Below are 20,737 nucleotides of genomic sequence, written 5' to 3'. Positions count from 1 at the left end.
GGCGATGACCGGGGACTTCGCCCTCTGGGTGTTCCTGTCGCGCACGCCGCTCCTGTGGCTCACCGTGACGCTCACCGCCTACGTCGTCGCCGACCGGATCTCCGCCGCCACCGGGCGGCATCCGCTGGCCAATCCGGTGCTGCACGCGATCTGGATGGTCGGCCTCGTGCTTCTCGTCACCCGCACGCCCTACGCGGTCTATTTCGAGGGCGCGCAGTTCGTGCACTTCCTGCTCGGCCCCGCCACGGTCGCCCTGGCGATCCCGCTCTACGAGCACCGCAAGACGGTGACCCGGGCGCTGGGGCCGATGCTGGCGGCCCTCGTGGTCGGCTCCACGGTGGCGCTCGCCACCGGCATCGGCACGGCGAAGCTCCTCGGCGTGCCGGATGCGATCCTGATCGCGCTGGCGCCGAAATCCGTCACCGCCAGCGTCGCCATGGGCATCACCTCGGCGCTCGGCGGCGACCCGACGCTCACCGCCGTGCTGGTGATCCTCACCGGCATCCTCGGCGCCATCATGGTGACGCCGCTGCTCGACCGCCTCGGCATCAAGGATTACCGCGCCCGCGGCTTCGCGGTCGGCCTGGCCGCCCACGGCATCGGCACCGCCCGTGCCTTCCAGGTCAGCGAGGTCGCCGGCACCTTCGCGGGCATCGCCATGGGGCTCAACGCCTTCCTGACCGCGGTGCTGGTGCCGCTCGCCCTGGCGCTGCTGCGCTGACCCGGCCGTACGACGCGTGCAGCCGCCTCGACGCTGGCGATGCGGCAGGCCGTCCCGGACGGATCCCATAGATTAAAAAATTGTAATGACGTTGATGTCGGTTTGCGGACGAAAGCCTGCAACGCGGGACTTCCTCGGTCATTATCTTGATGCAGCCGGACAACGGACGCTGCGGACACCGAAAAAATCCATCGAACTGTGGGTAACCGTCATGACGAACCCTGGAGACTTCCGCGAGGCCCTTCTCGCCCTCATCGCGCTGGGAGGCAGCGCCTTCACGGTGGAGCAGTATATCCGGTTCAGGGCGTGGCCCCGGTCTGAGCCGGAGGGAACGGCGCCCGAAGCGCAGAACGTGTGAAGTGCAGCCGCACGCCGGCTTGCACGATCCCATCACGACAGGCACCTGACGACAGGGCGGAACTCCTCGACGTCGTCGCACGAGACGACCTCGCGGAGTTCCGCTCGTCGTCTCCGATCCTCGACTGATCGTCACGACTCACGACACCGATTCGACCGCCCCGGCCGCGGCGCTCACGGTGCGCCGGTCGCACCCCGCAGCGCCCCGACGAGGTGGAGCGAGCCCGTCACCAGCAGCCATCCGCCGCGCCGGGCCGCCAGCTCCGCCGCGTGGGCGAGGCCCGCCTCCGGCAAGGCCACCGCCTCGGCCTCCACTCCTTCGCGGGCGGCCAGCGCCCGGAGCGCGGCGGCGGCGTGGCCCCGCCGCTCCGGCATCTCGGTGCAGACGACCGCCGCGGCGTGCCGGGCCAGCACCGCGAGGAAGCCGGCCGCATCCTTGTCGCCGGCGAGCGCCACGAGAGCCGTGCACGGGCCGGCGAGGTCCGGACCGCCGTCGAGGTCGCGCAGGACCGCCGCGAGGTTGAACGGCACGTGGGCGCCGTCGAGCACCACCGGCACCGGACCGTGCACGGTGCGGATCATCCTGCGCTCGAGGCGTCCGGGCAGGCGGGCGCTCGCCCGGGCCTCGGCGTCGACGAGGCCCGCCTGCAGGGGAGCACCGTCGCGGCCACGCATGCCCCTCGCGCCGAGATGGTCGAGGACGAGCCCCGCGAGGCCCGCATTCTCCTCGGCGATCGAGGCGCCGGGGGGAAGCGCGGGCCGCAGGACCGGGCAGCCGAGCGCCGCGGCGCGGGCGGCCGCGACGGTGCCGGCCTCGTCGTCGGCGGCCAGCGTGGTGACCAAGGCCGCCCCGGGCTTCAGGATGCCGACCTTCTCGGCGGCGATCGCCGCGCGGGTGGTCCCGAGAATTTCGGTGTGTTCGAGCCCGACATTGGTGACGACCGCGACCAGCCCGTCGACCGCATTGGTCGAATCGAGGCGCCCGCCGAGCCCGACCTCGATCACCGCCCAGTCGAGCCCGGCCTGGCTGAACAGCATGAGGCCGGCGGCGGTCAGGACGTCGAACCAGGTCGCGTCGGCCCCCTCGGTGCCGTCGCGCCGCGCCGCCTCGTGGGCGTCGAGGGCTCGGGTCAGCGCTCCGGCGAGCCGCGGATCCTCGACCGGGATGCCCTGGAGGCAGACCCGTTCGGTGACGGATTCGACGTGGGGCGAGGCGTAGCGCCCGACCCTGAGGCCGGCCCGCATCAGCCCGGCCTCGATCAGGGCGCAGACCGAGCCTTTGCCCTTGGTGCCGCCGACATGGATCACCTTCAGGAGCGCTTGCGGCTCGCCGAGGCGGGCGAGCAGGTCGCGCATCGGGCCGAGCCCGACCCGCATCCCGCCGCGGGGACGCTTCTCCCAGTCGGTCAGGCGGTCGAGGCGGTCCAGCACCCGGGGCAGGGGGCAGGGCGCGAAGAAATCGTCGTGCGCGGCGTTCGTCGGCGCGGCCATCATGGGTCACCCGTCGGTCGAGTCGGGGAGGGTGCCCAGGCGAGCGGCAGGAGGACGCCCGCGCTCCCCGGTGGTTTCGACCACCTTGAACCTCGCCAGTCACGCGGACAGCCCCCCATAAGAGACGAGCCGGCGGCGGGCAACCGGCTGCCCTCACTTGTGCTTGGCGCGTGCCGGCTCGGCTTGTGCCGGCTTCCCTGGGCGGCTACTCACCCTCATCCCGCCCCCGCTCAGGATCGCCCGCCGCTTTGCCCGCCCGTCTCGACGCCATCGACTGGGCGATCCTCCGGGAGCTGCAGGCCGACGGCTCCATCACCAACGTGGAGCTGGCCCGGCGCGTCGGCCTGTCGGCACCGCCCTGCCTGCGCCGGGTCCGGGCGCTCGAGGAGGCCGGCATCATCCGCGGCTACCGGGCGCTCCTGGAGCCGAAGGCACTCGGCTACGAGGTCGTGTGCTTCGCCATGGTGCAGCTCGCCGCTCAGGGCCAGGCGGAGCTTGCGGCCTTCGCGGCGGAGATGCGCAACTGGCCGATGGTGCGCGAGTGCTGGACCCTGTCGGGCGAGACCGACTTCCTGCTCAAATGCGTCGCACCGAATCTCGGGGCCTTCCAGCAGCTCGTCGGTCACCTCACCGGCTTGCCCAACGTCCGCACGGTGCGGACGGCGCTCGCCCTCGACCAGATCAAGGACGAGCCGATCGCCCCCCTCGACCAGGGTGCGCCCGAGGCGTGACGCCGCCGCCAGGTGCGGTACGCACTGTTTAACCGGCGGCCCCCGCACTCCGCAATTGGTGCCCCTCCGCACTTTTTAACTGTGAGACGCTGACCCTCGCCCCAGTCATGTGCGAATTCGATGGTGCGCGGAGCCGCTGCCTCGGGTCATCATGTGGTTCCCAGGCGAGTTCATCGATCTGGAGACGGCAAGTAAATAAAACTTTAAGTTGTTCGGCCGGGATTGGTGCGACCGTCGGAGGATCCAGGCCTGCGGTCAATACTCGGGAACATTGCCCGCGCGCCGTGATTGCCGGATGACGACGACCACAGGATGACGATGCCAGAGAGCCACGCGACCTCCCCGCAGAAGCGGCCCCCGGTTCGCCCGCAGGTCGTGCAGTTCCGTCCGGTCGTCGGATCCCCGGTCGATCCGGTGAGCCTCTTCGCCGATCCGATCGGCCGCGTGACGAGCCCGCCCGGCGATCCCGTTCCGATCACCCAGACCCTCTACCGCATGGCCGATGGCCGCTACGTCATCCGGACCTGCCTGCAGGGCGGCGGAGATCAGGCCTGCGACGTGATGATCTACGCCGACGAGGAGGCCCTGCGCGAGGCTTTGTCGGCGGCCGATATCGACCGGGCGCTGCTCGCGGCGGCGGGGCTCGGTCCGGATCGCGCGTGAGGGACGGGCCGCTCCCGACGAGGCGCCCGACGGTCGACGCCCCCGCCTCTGCGGGCTAGATATTCAGAGCCTGCTTGACAAGACCGACAGTATTCACGCCCCCCCGCATCATGCCGGAGCCGCGTAGCGGAGCCCGGAATGACACGGTGTGTTTAGTATGCCTAGAGATCAATTAAACACAATCTCGCACAACGTGATCTGATTGACATTGCCTTGTATCGGTCATGCACTCTCTACAACTTTCAGTGATATCGGGCAGGCCCGGGATCGCCTGCGGACGAGAAAAAATTCGATTTTACGATAGGTTGGACCTCATAGACGTTGTGGAAACCTTCAAGCCTCTACGGGGTAGGGTACCCCCCGGAGTGGGGCTGGAGCGGCGAGCTACGCTTCCGTTGTTCGACGCGAGGCGCCCTATCCCTGCGCTCAAGCTCCCGAGAGGATCGTGAAGGCGGTCCTCACCGCCGAAGGCATCCATGCCGATCGAACGATCGCCCACAGAATCGACCTGAGGGTCGATGTCCTGCCGGGACGCCAACGCCTCCAAGGCGCGCTTTCGCAGGATCGAACGCTTACGGTCCCCTTGCCGGACGGTCGGGCCTGGACGATCGAGGAAACGGACCGCCTCTTGGGCGATTCCTTGCAAGATATGGCCGGCCGCTCCGGCTTCGACCTGCTCTGACGGCGCCTCTCACGCTTGCCACCGGCCCCGGTTGCCCGCAATGATCCGCGCCCGATCCGCGCGTACCCGGCGAGCGAGCCCCCGATGAGCATCTACCAGCCCCGGAGCGAGGCGGAGGCAGCCGGCCTGATCGGTGAGGCGGCAACCCGGCGCGAGCGGCTGCGGCTCGTCGGCGGCGGCACCCGGGCCGGGATCGGCCGGCCCGCCCAGGACGAGGCGACGCTGTCGGCCGCGGGGCTTACCGGCATCACCCTGCACGAGCCGGCCGAACTCGTCATATCGGCCCGGGCCGGCACGCCGCTCGCCGAGGTCGAGGCGCGGCTGGCCGAGGGCGGCCAGATGCTGCCCTTCGAGCCGATGGACCACCGCGCGCTGCTCGGCTCGTCCGGCGTGCCGACCATCGGGGCGATCGCCGCCGGCAACGTCTCGGGCCCGCGGCGCATCGCCGGCGGGGCCGCCCGCGACAGCCTGATCGGCGTGCGCTTCGTCAACGGGCGCGGCGAGGTGGTGAAGTCCGGCGGCCGGGTGATGAAGAACGTCACCGGCCTCGACCTCGTGAAGCTGATGGCCGGCTCCTGGGGTACCCTCGGCTTCCTCACCGAGGTCACCTTCAAGGTGCTGCCCGTGCCGGAGCGCACGGCCACCCTGGTCCTCGCCGGCCTCGACGATGCCCGCGCCGTCGAGGCGATGAGCCTCGCCCTCGGCTCGCCGTTCGAGATCACCGGTGCCGCCCACCTGCCCGACGGAATCGACGGGCCGGCCCGCACGCTGCTGCGCATCGAGGGCTTCTCGGCTTCCGTCGATTACCGCCTCGGCGAGCTGAGCCGGCTGCTGCGCCGCTTCGGCCGTCCGGAGATCCTGGAGGCCGAGCCCGCGGGCCGGCTCTGGCTCTCGGTCCGCGACGTCCTGCCCTTCGCCGGCGGCGGCGAGGCGGTGTGGCGGCTCTCGACCGCCCCGGGCCGCTTCCCCGCGGTGACCGCCGCGATCGCCGCCGCCCGGCCGGCACGCTGGTTCGCCGACTGGGGCGGCGGCCTGATCTGGCTCGCCACCCCGGCGACGGCCGATGCCGGGGCGGAGACCGTCCGCGGGGCCCTCGCCGGCGCCGGCCACGCCACGCTGGTGCGGGCGCCCGATGCGGTCCGGGCGGCGGTGCCGGTCTTCGAGCCGCTCTCCGAGCCGCTGATGCGGATCACCGCCGGCCTCAAGGCCGCGCACGATCCCGCAGGGCTGTTCAACCCGGGGCGGATGTATCCGGGGCTCTGACCGGCGCGGTCGGGAGCGGGATCCGGGAGGATTTTCAATCCGTGAGCGTCATCTCGCATGTCTGCTTCGGCACGGCGGACCTCGCCCGCGCCGTCGCCTTCTACGCCCCGCTCTTCGAGGAGCTGGGCCTCAGGCTCCGCTTCCATGAGCCCGAGAACGGGTGGGCCGGCTGGATGCCGCGGGATGCTGACCGGCCGCTGCTGATCGTCGGCCGGCCGTGGAACGGCGAGCCTCCCGCGCCGGGCAACGGGCCGATGACGGCGCTGACCGCCCGGTCCCGGGCGAGCGTCGACCGCTGCCATGCGCTCGCCCTCGCGGCGGGCGGCACCTGCGAGGGTCCTCCCGGGCTGCGGCCGCACTATCATCCTGCCTATTACGGCGCGTATGTCCGTGATCTCGACGGCAACAAGCTCTGCGTGGTGTGTCATGAAGCCGAAGGTGATGCCTGAGAGAGCGCCCGGAATCCGGGCTGGACGGATGATCCGGCCGGCGTGACGCATCTCGACCGGTCTGCCGCGATGTTCCGCCTCGCCCACCTCACCGATCCGCATGTCGGCCCGCTGCCGCGCCCGCGCCTGCGCCAGTTGATGAGCAAGCGCGCCACCGGCTGGGTCAACTGGAGCCGCGGCCGCAAGCTCACCCACGACATGGAGATCCTGGCCGCCCTGGTGTCCGACCTGCGCGCCGCCGCACCCGACCACATCGCCTGCACCGGCGACCTGTGCAATATCGGCCTGCCGAGCGAGTGGGAGACGGCCCGCACCTTCATGGAGGGGTTGGGCGAGCCCGGCTTCGTGAGCTTCGTGCCCGGCAACCACGACGCCTATGTCCGCGGTTCGCTCAAGGGCCTGCTCGACGCGGTCGGGCCCTGGACCCGGGACGATGCCGGCCGCGACAAGGCGTTTCCGTACCTGCGCCGGCGCGGCCCCCTGGCGCTGGTCGGGCTGTCCTCGGCGATCCCGACCGCGCCCTTCGTGGCGACCGGGCGCCTCGGCTCCGACCAGATCCGGGCCGCCGAGCGGATGCTGCGGGATCTCGCCGCCGAGCCCGAGCGGCCGTGCCGGGTGGTGATGATCCACCATCCGCCGCATGTCGGCGGCGCCAAGGCGGGGCGCAACCTCACCGATGCCCACGCCTTCGAGGCGATGATCGGCCGTGTCGGCGCCGACCTCGTGCTGCACGGCCACAACCATGTCGGCTCGGTCGCCTTCCTGATGGCCCCGGGTGGGCGGCGGGTGCCGGTGATCGGTGCGCCCTCGGCCTCCGCCCGCGGCGGGGCGCTCAAGCATTGCGCCGGCTACCACCTCTACGAGATCGGGCGGACGGGCACCGGCTACGCGATCACCGCAACCTTGCGCGGCCTCCTGCCGGAGGGTGGGATGGGTGATCTCGGCACCCTGACCCTCAAGGCCTGAGATCAGGGTCTAACTCGCGCCGCAACATTTCAGGCGAGCCGGCGTTCTCCCGCCGACGCGCCGCCCCGCGGGCGGCGCCGGTGTTGCGGCAGGGCAGGGCGGCAGGGCCGCCCGCGGCGGCGCCTGTGGCGTCCCGACCCGGAGAACGAGGTCGCTCGGATGGCGGACGAAGCAGGCGACGTGAAGGCGCAGGTCGCGAATGCGCGGGCCGAGGATGTCGGGCGGGGCGTCGCCCGGGTCGGCGCCGCGGTGCTGCAGAGCCTCGGCCTGCAGGAGGGCCAGCCGATCGAGATCATCGGCAAGCGTCACACCACGGCGCTCGCCATCGCGCTGGGCCAGGAGGACGAGGGCCTCAGCATCATCAGGCTCGACGGCCTCCAGCGCGTCAATGCCGGCGTCGGCTCCGGCGACCACGTCGAGATCCGCAAGGCCGAGGTCCGCCCCGCCACCCGGGTGGTGCTCGCCCCGGCCCAGAAGAACCTGCGCCTGCAGGGCTCCGGCGAGGCCCTGCGCCGCACCTTCTACCGCCGGCCGCTCGTGTCGGGCGACGTGATCTCGACCTCGGTGCCCTCGCGCTTCGCCCGCGACCAAGTGCCCGAGGAGCTGCGCCAGATGTTCAGCCTGCCGGCCTACGGGTTGCAGGAAATCCGCCTCGTCGTGGTCTCGACCCAGCCGGCCCGCGGCATCGTCCAGGTCACCGCCGAGACCGAGGTCGAGCTGCGCCCGCTCTACGAGGAGCCGAAGGAGGTCCGCCGCGCCGACGTCACCTACGACGACATCGGGGGGCTCGGCACCACCGTCGACCAGGTCCGGGAGATGGTCGAGCTGCCGCTTCGCCATCCCGAGCTGTTCCAGCGCCTCGGCATCGACCCGCCGAAGGGCGTGCTGCTCTACGGCCCGCCCGGCACCGGCAAGACCCTTTTGGCCCGCGCCGTGGCGAACGAGACCGAGGCGCAGTTCTTCCACATCGCCGGCCCCGAGATCATGGGCAGCCAGTACGGCGAATCCGAGCAGCGCCTGCGCCAGATCTTCTCCGAAGCCCAGCGCAACGCCCCGGCGATCATCTTCATCGACGAGATCGATTCGATCGCTCCGAAGCGCGAGGAGGTGCGCGGCGAGGTCGAGCGGCGCATCGTCGCCCAGTTGCTCACCCTGATGGATGGCCTCGAGCCGCGCCAGAACATCGTGGTGATCGGCGCCACCAACCGGCGCGATGCGATCGACGAGGCCCTGCGCCGGCCCGGTCGCTTCGACCGCGAGATCATCATCGGCGTGCCCGACGAGCCCGGCCGGCGCGAGGTGCTGACCATCCACACCCGCGGCATGCCGCTCGGCGACAACGTCGATCTCGACGAGATCGCGCGGACCACCTACGGCTTCGTCGGCGCCGACCTCTCGGCGCTGGCCCGCGAGGCGGCGATGGATGCGCTCCGCCGGGTGCTGCCCCACATCAACCTCAAGGAGGGGATCCCGCCGGAGATCCTGGAGAAGCTCCAGGTCTGCCGCGAGGATTTCTTGAACGCCCTCAAGCGCGTCCAGCCCTCGGCCCTGCGCGAGATCATGATCCAGGTCCCGAACGTGACCTGGGACGATATCGGAGGCTTGGGGGACGTGCAGACCAAGCTGCGCGAGGGCGTCGAGCTGCCCTTGCGCAACCCGGAGGCGTTCCGCCGCATCGGCATCCGCCCGGCCAAGGGCTTCTTGCTGTTCGGCCCCCCCGGCACCGGCAAGACCCTGCTCGCCAAGGCGGTGGCGCGCGAGGCGCAGGCCAATTTCGTCGCCACCAAGTCCTCGGACCTGCTCTCGAAGTGGTACGGAGAATCCGAGCAGCAGGTGTCGCGCCTGTTCGCCCGCGCCCGCCAGGTCGCCCCGACCGTCATCTTCATCGACGAGATCGACTCGCTCGCCCCGGTCCGCGGCGGCGGCCTCGGCGAGCCCGCCGTGACCGATCGGGTGGTCAACACGATCCTGGCCGAGATGGACGGGCTCGAGGACTTGCAGGGCGTGGTGGTGATGGCCGCCACCAACCGGCCGAACCTCGTCGATCCGGCTTTGCTGCGCCCCGGCCGCTTCGACGAGCTGGTCTACGTGCCGGTGCCGAGCATCGCCGGGCGCCGCCACATCCTCGGCATCCACACCCGGGCGATGCCGCTCGCCGACGACGTCGACCTCGATGGGCTGGCGGAGCGCACGACGCGCTTCACCGGCGCCGACCTCGAGGACCTGACCCGCCGTGCCGGCCTGATGGCGCTGCGCGAGGATCTGGCGAGCGAGCGCGTCCACCAGGGCCATTTCGACGCGGCCCTGCACGAGACCCGGCCCTCGGTGACGCCCGAGATGGAGCAGGATTACGAGACCATGCTGCGCACCCTCAAGCAGGAGGGACCGCAACGCCAGCCGATCGGCTTCATGCCGCTCCGGCCGGCGGCGGAGTAGCTCGCGTCCCCCGCGCCTGCGGGCGCGGGCAAGTCCGCGTCGGCGCCGATGCGCCGGGCTCGGCGCCGGGAATGCCCTGTGGCGCAGATGCACCACGGGCCGCCCGGCGACTGTTTCTGCCCTGTTTTCGCCACAGCCCGGCGGCCAACCCGTTCCATGTTAACCGAACGGGAGGGGACGATGACCCGTCTGACCGCGCCGCGGCGCCTGCTGAAGCCGCTCCTGACGGCGGCCACGCTGTTGACCCTGGCGGTGCCGGCCCACGCCATCAGCCTGCTCGACCGTGGGCCGATCGCCGATTTCCTGACGGTCTTCCGCCAGCAGGGCGTGCCGCGCCAGACCATCGGCTGGAACAGTCCCTACAAGCCCGGCACGGTGGTGATCTCGACCAGCCAGCGCCGGCTCTACTACATCCTGCCGAATCAGGAGGCGGTGCAGTACGGCGTCGGCGTCGGCCGCGAGGGTTTTTCGTGGTCCGGCACCAAGACCGTGACGATGAAGAAGGAATGGCCGGCCTGGCGCCCTCCTGAACAGATGATCAAGCGCCGCCCCGACCTGCCGCGCTACATGGCCGGCGGCAACGACAACCCGCTCGGGGCGCGAGCGCTCTATCTCGGCTCGTCGCTCTACCGCATCCACGGCTCGAACGAGCCGGAGACGATCGGCGCGGCGGTGTCCTCGGGCTGCATTCGGATGACCAACCGGGACGTGATCGATCTGTACGATCGCGTGAAGGTGGGGACGAAGGTGGTGGTGCTGCCGTAGGATCTGCCGCGCTAGTCCCGGCTGCGAAGCGGCGGTGCCGGCATGAACGCCGGCACCGCCGCTTCGCTTCGGGCGCGAGGCGCCGTGGCCTACAGCACCACGACCTTTCCCGGATTCATGATGTTGTCCGGATCGATCGCCCGCTTCAGCACCCGCATCAGGCTCAGCGCCTCCGAGCCGTGCTCCATCTCCATGTAGCGCATCTTCTTCTGGCCGATGCCGTGCTCGCCGGTGCAGGTGCCCTCCATGGCGATGGCGCGGGCGACCAGGCGGTCGATGAAGCCGGCGACCCGGGCGATCTCGTCGGGATCGTCCATCATCACGAGCGGCGCGGTGTGGAAGTTCCCGTCGCCGACATGTCCCGCGATCGGCGCGGTGATGCCGCTCTCGACGATGTCGCGCTTGGTCTCGTCGACGCATTCGGCGAGCCGCGAGATCGGCACGCAGACGTCGGTGGCGATGACCTTCGCACCGGGGCGCATGGCGACCGCCGCCCAGTAGACGTCGTGGCGGGCCTGCCACAGCCGGGTGCGGTCCTCCGCCTTGGTCGCCCACTCGTAGGGCCCGCCGCCGAACTCCGCCGCGATCTCGCCGAAGCGCTCGGCCTGCTCGCGCACGCCGGCGTCGGTGCCGTGGAACTCCACCAGCAGCAGCGGGGTCTCGGGCAGGGTCAGCTTCGAATAGGCGTTGCAGGCCGCGACCTGGACCTCGTCGAGGAGCTCGATGCGCGCCACCGGCAGGCCGGACTGGATCGTCACGATGACGGCGTCGCAGGCGGCCTTGATGCTCGGAAAAGGACAGACGCCGGCGGAGATCGCCTCCGGGATGCCGGCGAGCTTGAGGGTCAGTTCGGTGATGATGCCGAAGGTGCCTTCCGAGCCGACGAGGAGCCGTGTCAGGTCGTAGCCGGCCGAGGTCTTGCGGGCGCGCGGGCTGGTGCGGACGATGTCGCCGTTCGGCATCACGGCGGTGAGCGACAGGACGTTGTCCTTCATCGTGCCGTAGCGCACCGCGTTGGTGCCGGAGGCCCGCGTCGCCGCCATGCCGCCGAGGGAGGCATCGGCGCCCGGATCGATCGGGAAGAACAGGCCCTGGTCGCGCAGGTGCTCGTTCACCGCCTTGCGGGTGACGCCGGGCTGGACGACGCAATCCAGATCCTCGGCATGGACCGCCAGGACCTTGTTCATCCCGTTCAGGTCGATCGAGATGCCCCCGAACGGCGCGTTGACGTGGCCTTCGAGCGAGGTGCCGGTGCCGAAGGCGACGACCGGTACCTTGTGGGCGGCGCAGACGCGCACCACCGCCTGAACGTCCTCGGTGCTCTCGGCATAGACCACCGCGTCCGGCGGCTGGTTGGCGACCCAGGTCAGGGTGCTGGCATGCTGCTCGCGCACCGCCTGCGAGGTGACGACGCGGTTGCCGAACTGCGCCGTCAGCTCGCGGATCACCGCCTCGACGGTCTCAGGGGACGGGCGCTCGCGCGACGGGGCGGGGCTCTGGGCGTTCATGGGACATCGACCTCCCGGGCGGGCTCAAGGCGGACGGCCGTTGCGCGGCCTTTTGCCGACCATTCTAGCAGCCGGCGTCTTACGGGCATATCCGGAGGCCCGGTCACGGAGAAGTGCGCTGCGGGTGGGCCACCTTGCCCCAAGGTGCAACGCATCCGGGGGTGCATCGCCGGGTCAGGCATGGTACGCCGCTCGGCGCCCTTGTCATCCCGCCTGCGCCTGATCGGGAGCCCCACAATGGCTGACGACCGTCCCGCATCGGTCTTCTTCTTCGCGCCCTTCGTGTCGTCTACGATGGCGATCGAACCCGGCTGGATCGATTATAACGGTCACCTGAACATGGCGTACTACCACGTCCTGTTCGACCGTGCGGTGGACGAGGCGTTCGGCGTCGTCGGTCTCGGGCCCGACTACATGGAGAGCGGACGCGGCACGACCTTCGCGGCCGAGGTTCATGTGCGCTACCGCCGCGAACTGGTGCTCGACGATCCGGTCCGGGTGACGCTCCAGCTCATCGGCTTCGACGAGAAGCGAATCCACTTCTATTCCGAGATCCGCCACGCCGCCGAGGGCTGGGTCGCGGCCAGCTCCGAAAACCTCTCCCTTCACGTCGATCCGGCGACGCGGCGCGTGGCGCCCTTCCCGGAGGACATCCAGACCAATCTCGGCATCATGCTCGGCTCGCATGCCCGGCTGCCGCGGCCCGACGATCTCGGCCGGGTGATCGGCATCCCGTCCCGCAGCCATGCCCGACCGGAGACGATGGCTTTCGCGGCCGTCGGGGCCCGGGTCCGCCACTAGGGCGTTTTCCGACGAAGCGGTCGCCGGTTCGTCGAAGGAAATGCGCCCAATCAAGGATGTGGAGCAGCGTCCGATCGCCGGCGATCGGGCGCAGCCCCGGCGAACCCGCCGCCCTTCTTCGCGTCAGCGGTGCGGGACGATGATCGGAACCGGTGCCGGCGGCGGGGCGACCTGTTGGCGCTGGATCTGTCCCTGGAGCTGGTTGGTCTCGAACCGGTTCTGCTGCTGAATGCCGCGCGTCGCGGCGCCGGACTCGATCGAGCGGTTGATCCCCTCGACGGTCTGCTGCGAGCGGTTGGCCGGCACCTGGTTCTGAGCCAGCGCCGGGAGCGGCGCGGCGGCGAGCGCCAGGATCAGGAGGGTGTGGGCGCGCATCGGAATCCTTCGCGGGCGAGTATCCATCTGTGTGGAACGACGCCGGCGATCCTGCAAGGTTCCGGCCTGCGACGAAAGACGGATGCGCCCAGCACCCTCGACGCCGTTCGCGTTTTGGTCCAGTGATGCGGGCATGACTCGCGAACTGCCCGCCGGGACCGCCTCCACCTCGATCTCCGCTCGCGCCCGCGCCGCGGTCGTGCCGCAGGAGGGGTCCTATCTCGCCGGACTCAACCCCGAGCAGCGCCGCGCCGTCGAGGCGACGGACGGGCCGGTGCTGGTGCTGGCCGGAGCCGGCACCGGCAAGACCCGGGTGCTCACCACCCGCATCGCCCACCTGATCGCCACCGGCCGCGCCCGGCCCTTCGACATCCTGGCGGTGACCTTCACCAACAAGGCCGCCCGGGAGATGAAGGAGCGGATCGGCGCCCTGATCGGCCCGGCTGGGGAGGGGATGCCGTGGCTCGGTACCTTCCACGCCATCGGCACCAAGATCCTGCGCCGGCACGCCGAGCTGGTGGGCCTGCGCTCCGACTTCACCATCCTCGGCACCGACGACCAGCTGCGCCTCCTGAAGCAGGTGATCGCGGCGGCCGACCTCGATGAGAAGCGCTGGCCGGCCCGCAGCCTCGCCGGCACGATCGACGGCTGGAAGAACCGCGGCCTCGGACCCGAGCAGGTGCCGGCGGGCGAGGCCGGCGCCTTCGGCTTCGGCAAGGGCGGCGCGCTCTATGCCGCCTACCAGGAGCGGCTGAGGGCGCTGAACGCCGTCGATTTCGGCGACCTCCTGCTGCTCTGCCTGCGGCTGTGGCGCGAGAACCCGGACGTGCTGACCAACTACCAGCAGCGCTTCCGCTACATCCTGGTCGACGAGTACCAGGACACCAACGTCGCACAGTATCTCTGGCTGCGCCTGCTGGCGCAGGGCCACCGCAACGTCGCCTGCGTCGGCGACGACGACCAGTCGATCTACGGCTGGCGCGGTGCCGAGGTCGACAACATCCTACGCTTCGAGCACGACTTCCCCGGCGCCCTGGTGGTGCGGCTCGAGAACAACTACCGCTCGACCGGGCATATCCTTGCCGCGGCGTCCGTGCTGATCGCCCATAACGAGGGGCGGCTGGGCAAGACCCTGCGCACCGACAGCCCGCAGGGCGAGAAGGTCACGGTCACCGGCGCGTGGGATTCGGAGGAGGAGGCCCGGCTCGTCTGCGAGGAGATCGAGAGCCTGCAGGCCAAGAGCCACAAGCTCTCGGAGATCGCCGTGCTGGTGCGCATCTCGGCCCAGATGCGCGAGATCGAGGACCGCTTCGTCCAGCTCGGCCTGCCCTATCGCGTGGTCGGCGGCCCGCGCTTCTACGAGCGGGCGGAGATCCGCGACGCGCTGGCCTACCTGCGCATCGTCGCCAACGGCTCCGACGACCTCGCCTTCGAGCGGATCTTCAACACGCCGAAGCGCGGCTTGGGCGATGCGACGCTCCAGGCCCTGCATGGGCTGGCCCGCCGCGCCAAGGTGCCGCTGCTCCAGGCGGCGCGCATGATGAGCGAGACCGAGGAGCTGAAGCCCAAGCCCCGCTCGACGCTGCGCGCCCTGTGCCAGAGCTTCTCCCGCTGGGCCAAGCTCCTGGAGGACCAGCCGCACACGGAGGTGGCGCAGACGATCCTGGAGGAATCCGGCTACACCGAGATGTGGCAGAAGGAGCGCACCGCCGACGCCGCCGGGCGCCTGGAGAACCTCAAGGAGCTGGTGCGCTCGATGGAGGAGTTCCCGGACCTCGCCGGCTTCCTCGAGCACGTCTCGCTGGTCATGGACGCCAACGAGGCCGAGGGCGGCGACCGGGTGAGCCTGATGACGCTGCACGCGGCGAAGGGCCTGGAATTCGACACCGTGTTCCTCCCCGGCTGGGAGAACGGCCTGATGCCCAACCAGCGCGCCCTCGACGAAAGCGGCCGCGCCGGCCTGGAGGAGGAGCGGCGCCTCGCCCATGTCGGCCTGACCCGGGCGCGCAAGCGGGCCAAGATCTCGTTCGCGGTCAACCGCCGCATCCACGGCCTGTGGTCCTCGACCGTGCCGAGCCGCTTCATCGACGAATTGCCCGAGGAGAGCGTCGCGGTGATCGACGCGCCGGCGAGTTTTTCGCAAGGCCCCTCGCGCTTCGACCGCCAGGCCCCGGCCTTCGGCTCGTCCTATGCCACGCCGGGCTGGCAGCGGGCACAAGCCCAGACCGCGAACCAGGACCGGTTCGGCGGGGGAGGGCGCGGCAGCGCGCCCGGACGGCGCGGGCCGCAGCAGATCGAGGGGACGCTGGTCGCCAAGTCCACCGGCACGCCGTCGGCCTTCGAGCCCGGCGCACGCATCTTCCACACCAAATTCGGACCGGGCTCGGTGGCGGCCGTCGACGGCAACAAGCTCACCGTTGACTTCGACAAGGCCGGCCGGAAAATGGTCCTCGACAGCTTCGTCCAGCCGGGCTCTGGCTGAAGCCGTCCCGCGCGGGGTCCCCGCGCCAGACCGGGAGCGGCGATCAGGTGGCGACCTCCTCCGGCCGGCGGGCCCCCGGGACCCGCGCCGATCCGTCCCCTCCCTCGTCCGCCTCAGTCCCCTCCACCGCTGTGTGGTTTTCGTCACGCTCCGGCACGCCGTTGCGCGCCGGCCGGTTTCGCATGGGCATGGTGCGGCGCGACAATTGCTCGTTCATCATCGGCTGCTTACCTTGTTGGGAGAAGCGGGCGGACTTGTCCACCGCCTGCGTCAACCCCGACCGGAACCGTTGCGGCCCGTGAGGCTTTGAGTCGTCACAAGAACACAGGAGTTCAGGGACACGAGAGGGCACACGATAATCGGCACCGCAAGTCCAGTGGGAGTGTTGATCCGTGAAGAGACGACGCGCACGACTTGAACTGGTTGATGACCGCCCGATCCGAGTGCATCGCACCCGATTCGAGGAGGAGCGCAACCCGCCACCGATCCAGCCGATGACGGCCCGTCAGGCCGAGTATCTGGACGCCCTCGGGTCCCACCCACAAGTCATCGTTCTCGGCCCCGCCGGTACCGGCAAGACCTACATCGCCGGAACCCGTGCCGCCGACCTGCTGCGCCAGCGCCGGGTCGCCAAGGTGGTCATCACCCGGCCAAACGTGCCCTCCGGCCGGTCCCTCGGATACTTTCCGGGCAGCCTCGAGGAGAAGATCGCCCCCTGGGTCGCCCCCCTCACCGAGACCATGAAGGAGCGCATGGGCGACGGCGCCTTCGAGATCGCCGTGAAGGCCGGCGACATCGAGGTCGTCCCGTTCGAGGTGATGCGCGGCCGCACCTTCAAGAACTGTCTGGTGATCCTCGACGAGGCCCAGAACACCACCCCCGCCGAGATCAAGATGTTCCTGACCCGGATCGGCGACGACACCCAGGTCATCATCAACGGCGACGTCTCCCAGACCGACCTGCGCGAGACCTCGGGGCTGCGCACCGTCATCCACTTGGTCAAGAGCCGGATGATGCCGATTCCGATCGTCGAGTTCGGGCTGGACGATATCGTGCGCTCGGGGATCTGCGCCGAGTGGGTGCGGGCCTTCGAAGAGGCGCGGGTCTAGAATCGCGAGGCTTGCCCGGCCGGGCAAGCCTCCGTGAGTTGGTGCGGCCGTCCTGACATGGACGGACCATTGGACCCCCGACATTCGTCCGAACCACGACCTCGTCCTGGGGTGTTTCGCAACACTTCAGGATGAGATCGTGAGTGTATGACATGGGATATCCCTGACAGGGGTTCGCAGCGTATCGGATTTGCTGCGTCTCGAGTTTTGCTGCGTCTTGGGAAATTCGACGCCTGCGCGAGCAACCATCCCGCCCCCCGAGGTTTCCTAGGGTCTGTCGCCTCACGCACACCCAGGACGCACCATGGCCCATCTCCTCGTCATCGGCGCCAGCCAGGGCATCGGCCTGGAGACGGTCAAGGCGGCGCTGGCCGCCGGGCACCGGGTGCGGGCTTTCGCCCGCTCGGCCGGCAAGATTCAACTCTCCGACCCGAACCTCGAGCGCTTTCCCGGCGACGCCCTGTCGGCGCCCGACGTGGCCGGCGCCCTGGAGGGGATCGACGCCGTGGTGCAGGCCCTCGGCGTACCGTTCCGCGACCTGTTCGGGCCGGTGCGGCTGTTCTCGGACGCCACCAACGTGCTCGTCCCGGAGATGGAGACGGCAGGGGTGCGCCGGCTGATGGCCGTCACCGGCTTCGGCACCGGCGACAGCCGCGCGGCGATCGGCCCGTTCCAGCGCCTGCCGTTCCGCCTCGTCTTCGGCCGCGCCTACGACGACAAGGACGCGCAGGAGATGCGGATCCGCCGCTCCGCCCTGGACTGGACCTTCGTGCGCCCCGGCGTCCTCACCGGCGGGCCGGCGACCGGACGCTACCGGGTGCTCGACCAGCCCTCGTCCTGGACGAACGGGCTGATCGCCCGGGCCGACGTGGCGCAGTTCATCGTCGGCGACATCGAGAGCCGCGACCACATTGGGCGAGCGGTCGTCCTCATCAGCCATCCGCTCCCGCTCTGATCCGGCGATCCGACGCCATGGACAGGATCCTCTACTACGCCGTCACCCTGCTCGAATCCGTCCTCGGGGTGTTCGGCGTGCGTGCCTTCTACGACCAGCCGCGCTACGCGGTGGTCGAACGGCTCGACCGCGGCGTCGAGATCCGCGCCTACGAACCCCGCGTCGCCATCGAGACCGATGCGCGGGGCCAGGGCGACGGCGAGGCGTTCGGACGCTTGTTCCGCTACATCACGGGGGCCAACCGGGCCGGCGACCGCATCGCGATGACCGCGCCGGTGGAGGCCGGCGGGCAGCGCATCGCCATGACGGTGCCGGTCGAGCAGGGCACCGGCGGCACGATGCGGTTCTTCCTGCCGCACGACGTCGCGGCAGCCGGCGCGCCGGAGCCGACCGAGGCCGGGGTGCGCCTGGTGCGAGTGCCGGAGGAGCGGATTGCCGCCCTGCGCTTCTCGGGCCGCATCACGCCGGAGGCTCGGGCAGACCAGGAGCGCATCCTGACCGAGGTGCTGCGGGCGGCGGGCCGGGCGACGGCGGCCCCGCCGTTCTTCATGGGCTACGACCCGCCCTTCGCGATTCCGGCCTTGCGGCGGAACGAGGTGGCGGCGAGGCTGGCGGCGTCGGAGGCCGGAAAGTAGAGACCGTCGCTGACACTCTCTTGGTCATCCCGGGTTCTCGCCTTCGGCGAGCCCCGGGACGACGCGGAGGGTGGAACGAACCGCAGCCAGACTTGTCGAGCCGGTAGACCATCTCGATCGACTTGAATCGCGATCGGCCCGGCCCCTCACCGACCATCCGCCCTCGCCAACGCCCGCTTGATCACCTGCTGCACCTCGACGTTCGACAGGAACAGGTCGTGGTTGATGATGCCGCTGCCGTAATCCGAGGCGTCGGCGACGCGCACGCCGAGTGCCTCCAGGCGGCTGCGGTCGGCGGCGCCGGCGCGGATGACGCCCCCCGCGATGGTGCTCGACAGTTCGAGCGCCCGGTCGTTGGTCGAGGAGATCACGGTGATCTTCTGGGCCGCGGTGCCCAAGCGCTCGATGCCGTTGGTGAACAGGTCGATGTCGATGTCGGGGGCGGCGAGCACGATGGCGCCGATCCTGTCGAGGGCCGCCTCGCCGGCATCGGCGCGCAGCATCCGCAGCGTCTCCAGCGTGAGCAGCGTGCCCATGGAATGGGCGACGATGTGGATCCGGCCGCCCTGCGCGGCGGCGAGCGCCCGCAGCAGGTCCTCGAAGGCGTCGCGCGACCACAGGGCGCTCTCGCGGTCGTAGCCGTAATCGAAGGTTTTTCCCGCGGACGGCCAGGTGAACAGCCCCGACACGCCGCGGAACCGGATGCCGTCGGAGAGCTGCGCCGCGCTCACCGCCGCGGTCTCGAACGATTCGCGATAGCCGTGGACGTAGAGCAGCACGTCGCGGCCCAACACCGCTTCCGCGAAGGCGGTGGCGGCCTCGGGGCCGCTCACCACCTGGGGCGCCCCGGCGATGCGCCAGTCCCCGGTGACCACCGACGAGACCTTGCCGATCAGCGAGCGATCCGGCGGGGCGAGCCGCACGGCGGCGAAGGAGAGCCCGCGGCCGCGCTGGTCGGTGAAGTAGGGCGGACGTCCGGCGGGGTCGGCGGGGCGGCGGGTGGTGGCGACGAGCAGGACCGGGCTGACGTCGAGGGCCGATTGCTTCTCCGGCGCCGTCTCGCCCAACAGCCCGTCACCGAGGCAGCCGCCGAGCGACAGGCTCGCGAGGGCGGAGAGGCCGAGGCGGGCAAAGCCCCGGCGTGTCGGCGCGGCGGTCAGCGTCATGTCGTCCCACTCAGGTTCCGGCCGTCCAGGGTCCGGTCGGCCGGCATATGCCCGCGCTTTCAGGCCGGGGATGCGGCATGATCGTGGCCGTGCGGCGACGCACCGGGGCAAAGCCGCGCCTGTTGCCGGCAGGTCACGCGTGTCGGTCCTTGGTCCACAGGCGAAGCCCTCGACGGGCGGGCGGCGAGGCGGCAGAAAGACGGCATGACCGTTCCGGCCCCCGATCTCGACCAGCTCCTGTCCGGCAACCGCGCCGCCCTCGCCCGCGCCATCACGCTGGTCGAATCGAAGCGGGCCGATCACCGTGCCGCCGCCCGCGCCCTCCTCGACGCGGCCCTGCCGCACGCCGGAAAGGCGGTGCGGGTCGGCATCACCGGCGTGCCGGGGGTGGGGAAATCCACCACCATCGACGCCCTCGGGGCGAGCCTCACGGGACGGGGCCACAAGGTCGCGGTGCTGGCGGTCGATCCGAGCTCGTCGCGCACCGGCGGCTCGATCCTCGGCGACAAGACTCGGATGGCGCGGCTCGCCATCGATCCGAACGCCTTCATCCGGCCCTCGCCCTCCTCGGGCACGCTGGGCGGCGTCGCGGCCAAGACCCGCGAGACGATGCTGCTCTGCGAGGCCGCGGGGTTCGACGTGGTGCTGGTCGAGACGGTGGGCGTCGGCCAGTCCGAGACCGCGGTCGCCGACCTCACCGATTTCTTCCTGGTGCTGATGCTGCCCGGCGCCGGCGACGAGCTGCAGGGCATCAAGAAGGGCATCCTCGAACTCGCCGACATGATCGCGGTCAACAAGGCCGACGGCGAGGAGGGGATGCGCCGCGCCCTGGCCGCGGCGGCCGAGTACCGGGCCGCGCTCCACATCCTGACCCCGGCGAGCGCCACCTGGTCGCCGCCGGTCACCACCATCTCGGGGCTGGCCTGCCAGGGGCTCGACGCCCTGTGGGAGGCGATCCTCGACCACCGCCGTAAGCTCACGGCGACCGGCGAGATTGCCGCCAAACGCCGCGAGCAGGACGTGAAGTGGATGTGGGCCCTGGTCCACGAGCGCCTGCACCAGCGCCTCACCGGCAGCGCCGAGGTACGCAGGACGACCGCGGAGGCCGAGCGGCGGGTCGCGGCCGGCGAGCGCTCGCCGGCCGCGGGAGCGGACCTGATCGCCGAGCTGATCGGGCTCTGA

At 70.7% G+C, this 20,737-nt stretch carries 21 protein-coding genes and 1 riboswitch; of the genes, 16 read left to right on the top strand and 5 right to left on the bottom strand.

The annotated features are described in order from the left end of the window. The first annotated feature begins 4 nt into the window (after positions 1-4). Positions 5-721, top strand: a complete 717-nt coding sequence (locus tag G4G93_RS20265; RefSeq protein ID WP_165086676.1) for an LrgB family protein — start codon at positions 5-7, stop codon at positions 719-721. Positions 722-806: 85 nt separating this feature from the next. Further along, positions 807-1,079, top strand: a complete 273-nt coding sequence (locus tag G4G93_RS20260) for a hypothetical protein (protein ID WP_165086675.1) — start codon at positions 807-809, stop codon at positions 1,077-1,079. Between the two features lie 173 nt (positions 1,080-1,252). Here G4G93_RS20260 and G4G93_RS20255 read toward each other — a convergent pair whose 3' ends face one another. Further along, positions 1,253-2,569 carry a bifunctional folylpolyglutamate synthase/dihydrofolate synthase gene (locus tag G4G93_RS20255; protein WP_246736909.1) on the bottom strand — a complete coding sequence of 439 codons (1,317 nt, stop codon included), beginning with the start codon at positions 2,567-2,569 and terminating at the stop codon, positions 1,253-1,255. Positions 2,570-2,595: 26 nt separating this feature from the next. Continuing rightward, positions 2,596-2,682: riboswitch (ZMP/ZTP riboswitch) on the bottom strand. 135 nt (positions 2,683-2,817) lie between these two features. Between G4G93_RS20255 and G4G93_RS20250 the strand changes: the two genes are divergently transcribed. From G4G93_RS20250 to G4G93_RS20215, 8 genes are all read left to right on the top strand, one after another. Then, positions 2,818-3,300, top strand: a complete 483-nt coding sequence (locus G4G93_RS20250; protein WP_165086673.1) for an Lrp/AsnC family transcriptional regulator — start codon at positions 2,818-2,820, stop codon at positions 3,298-3,300. Positions 3,301-3,612: 312 nt separating this feature from the next. Then, on the top strand, positions 3,613-3,963 hold the full coding sequence (locus G4G93_RS20245; RefSeq protein WP_165086672.1) for a hypothetical protein: 351 nt from the start codon (positions 3,613-3,615) through the stop codon (positions 3,961-3,963). A 445-nt stretch (positions 3,964-4,408) separates the two neighbouring features. Next, on the top strand, positions 4,409-4,645 hold the full coding sequence (locus G4G93_RS20240) for a hypothetical protein (protein WP_165086671.1): 237 nt from the start codon (positions 4,409-4,411) through the stop codon (positions 4,643-4,645). A gap of 84 nt (positions 4,646-4,729) precedes the next feature. Further along, complete coding sequence (locus G4G93_RS20235) at positions 4,730-5,908, top strand: FAD-binding protein (protein ID WP_165086669.1); 1,179 nt, start codon at positions 4,730-4,732, stop codon at positions 5,906-5,908. A 41-nt stretch (positions 5,909-5,949) separates the two neighbouring features. Beyond that, positions 5,950-6,357: a VOC family protein gene (locus G4G93_RS20230; protein ID WP_165086667.1), complete on the top strand. Its 408-nt coding sequence runs from the start codon at positions 5,950-5,952 to the stop codon at positions 6,355-6,357. 69 nt (positions 6,358-6,426) lie between these two features. Continuing rightward, positions 6,427-7,323, top strand: coding sequence for a metallophosphoesterase family protein (locus G4G93_RS20225; protein ID WP_165086859.1), 897 nt, complete (start codon positions 6,427-6,429; stop codon positions 7,321-7,323). Positions 7,324-7,482: 159 nt separating this feature from the next. Further along, entirely contained in the window at positions 7,483-9,759 is a 2,277-nt protein-coding gene (locus G4G93_RS20220) for a CDC48 family AAA ATPase (protein WP_165086665.1), read from the top strand. A 180-nt stretch (positions 9,760-9,939) separates the two neighbouring features. Beyond that, positions 9,940-10,524, top strand: coding sequence for a L,D-transpeptidase (locus tag G4G93_RS20215; RefSeq protein ID WP_165086663.1), 585 nt, complete (start codon positions 9,940-9,942; stop codon positions 10,522-10,524). A gap of 89 nt (positions 10,525-10,613) precedes the next feature. Here the strand turns inward: G4G93_RS20215 and G4G93_RS20210 are convergent, their stop codons facing one another. Next, positions 10,614-12,032, bottom strand: coding sequence for an FAD-binding oxidoreductase (locus G4G93_RS20210; protein WP_165086662.1), 1,419 nt, complete (start codon positions 12,030-12,032; stop codon positions 10,614-10,616). 237 nt (positions 12,033-12,269) lie between these two features. Between G4G93_RS20210 and G4G93_RS20205 the strand changes: the two genes are divergently transcribed. Then, a complete protein-coding gene (locus tag G4G93_RS20205; protein ID WP_165086660.1) occupies positions 12,270-12,833 on the top strand; it encodes a thioesterase family protein in 564 nt (187 codons plus the stop codon). 123 nt (positions 12,834-12,956) lie between these two features. Here the strand turns inward: G4G93_RS20205 and G4G93_RS20200 are convergent, their stop codons facing one another. Continuing rightward, entirely contained in the window at positions 12,957-13,208 is a 252-nt protein-coding gene (locus G4G93_RS20200; RefSeq protein ID WP_165086658.1) for a hypothetical protein, read from the bottom strand. 133 nt (positions 13,209-13,341) lie between these two features. Between G4G93_RS20200 and G4G93_RS20195 the strand changes: the two genes are divergently transcribed. After that, positions 13,342-15,690 carry an ATP-dependent helicase gene (locus G4G93_RS20195; RefSeq protein WP_165086656.1) on the top strand — a complete coding sequence of 783 codons (2,349 nt, stop codon included), beginning with the start codon at positions 13,342-13,344 and terminating at the stop codon, positions 15,688-15,690. Between the two features lie 43 nt (positions 15,691-15,733). On the opposite strand, the gene G4G93_RS20190 is transcribed toward G4G93_RS20195, so the two are convergent. Next, on the bottom strand, positions 15,734-15,952 hold the full coding sequence (locus G4G93_RS20190) for a hypothetical protein (RefSeq protein ID WP_165086655.1): 219 nt from the start codon (positions 15,950-15,952) through the stop codon (positions 15,734-15,736). Between the two features lie 130 nt (positions 15,953-16,082). On the opposite strand from G4G93_RS20190, the gene G4G93_RS20185 reads away from it, so the two are divergent. The 3 genes from G4G93_RS20185 to G4G93_RS20175 all read left to right on the top strand — a co-directional run bounded on the left by G4G93_RS20185 (position 16,083) and on the right by G4G93_RS20175 (position 18,389). Continuing rightward, entirely contained in the window at positions 16,083-16,799 is a 717-nt protein-coding gene (locus tag G4G93_RS20185) for a PhoH family protein (protein WP_165086654.1), read from the top strand. A gap of 304 nt (positions 16,800-17,103) precedes the next feature. Continuing rightward, positions 17,104-17,754, top strand: a complete 651-nt coding sequence (locus G4G93_RS20180; protein WP_165086652.1) for an NAD(P)-dependent oxidoreductase — start codon at positions 17,104-17,106, stop codon at positions 17,752-17,754. A 17-nt stretch (positions 17,755-17,771) separates the two neighbouring features. After that, on the top strand, positions 17,772-18,389 hold the full coding sequence (locus G4G93_RS20175) for a heme-binding protein (RefSeq protein ID WP_165086651.1): 618 nt from the start codon (positions 17,772-17,774) through the stop codon (positions 18,387-18,389). Between the two features lie 146 nt (positions 18,390-18,535). On the opposite strand, the gene G4G93_RS20170 is transcribed toward G4G93_RS20175, so the two are convergent. Further along, positions 18,536-19,555, bottom strand: coding sequence for an alpha/beta hydrolase (locus G4G93_RS20170; protein WP_165086649.1), 1,020 nt, complete (start codon positions 19,553-19,555; stop codon positions 18,536-18,538). A 204-nt stretch (positions 19,556-19,759) separates the two neighbouring features. On the opposite strand from G4G93_RS20170, the gene meaB reads away from it, so the two are divergent. Then, positions 19,760-20,737 (top strand): methylmalonyl Co-A mutase-associated GTPase MeaB, encoded by a 978-nt coding sequence (gene meaB, locus G4G93_RS20165; protein WP_165086647.1) that lies wholly within the window; start codon positions 19,760-19,762, stop codon positions 20,735-20,737.

Origin of the sequence: Methylobacterium sp. DB0501 (genome assembly GCF_011043735.1) — a bacterium.
In the GTDB taxonomy this organism is placed as follows: domain Bacteria; phylum Pseudomonadota; class Alphaproteobacteria; order Rhizobiales; family Beijerinckiaceae; genus Methylobacterium; species Methylobacterium alsaeris.
The sequence above is the reverse complement of the archived record's forward strand: the minus strand, read 5'-3'. Positions and strand labels throughout refer to the sequence as shown.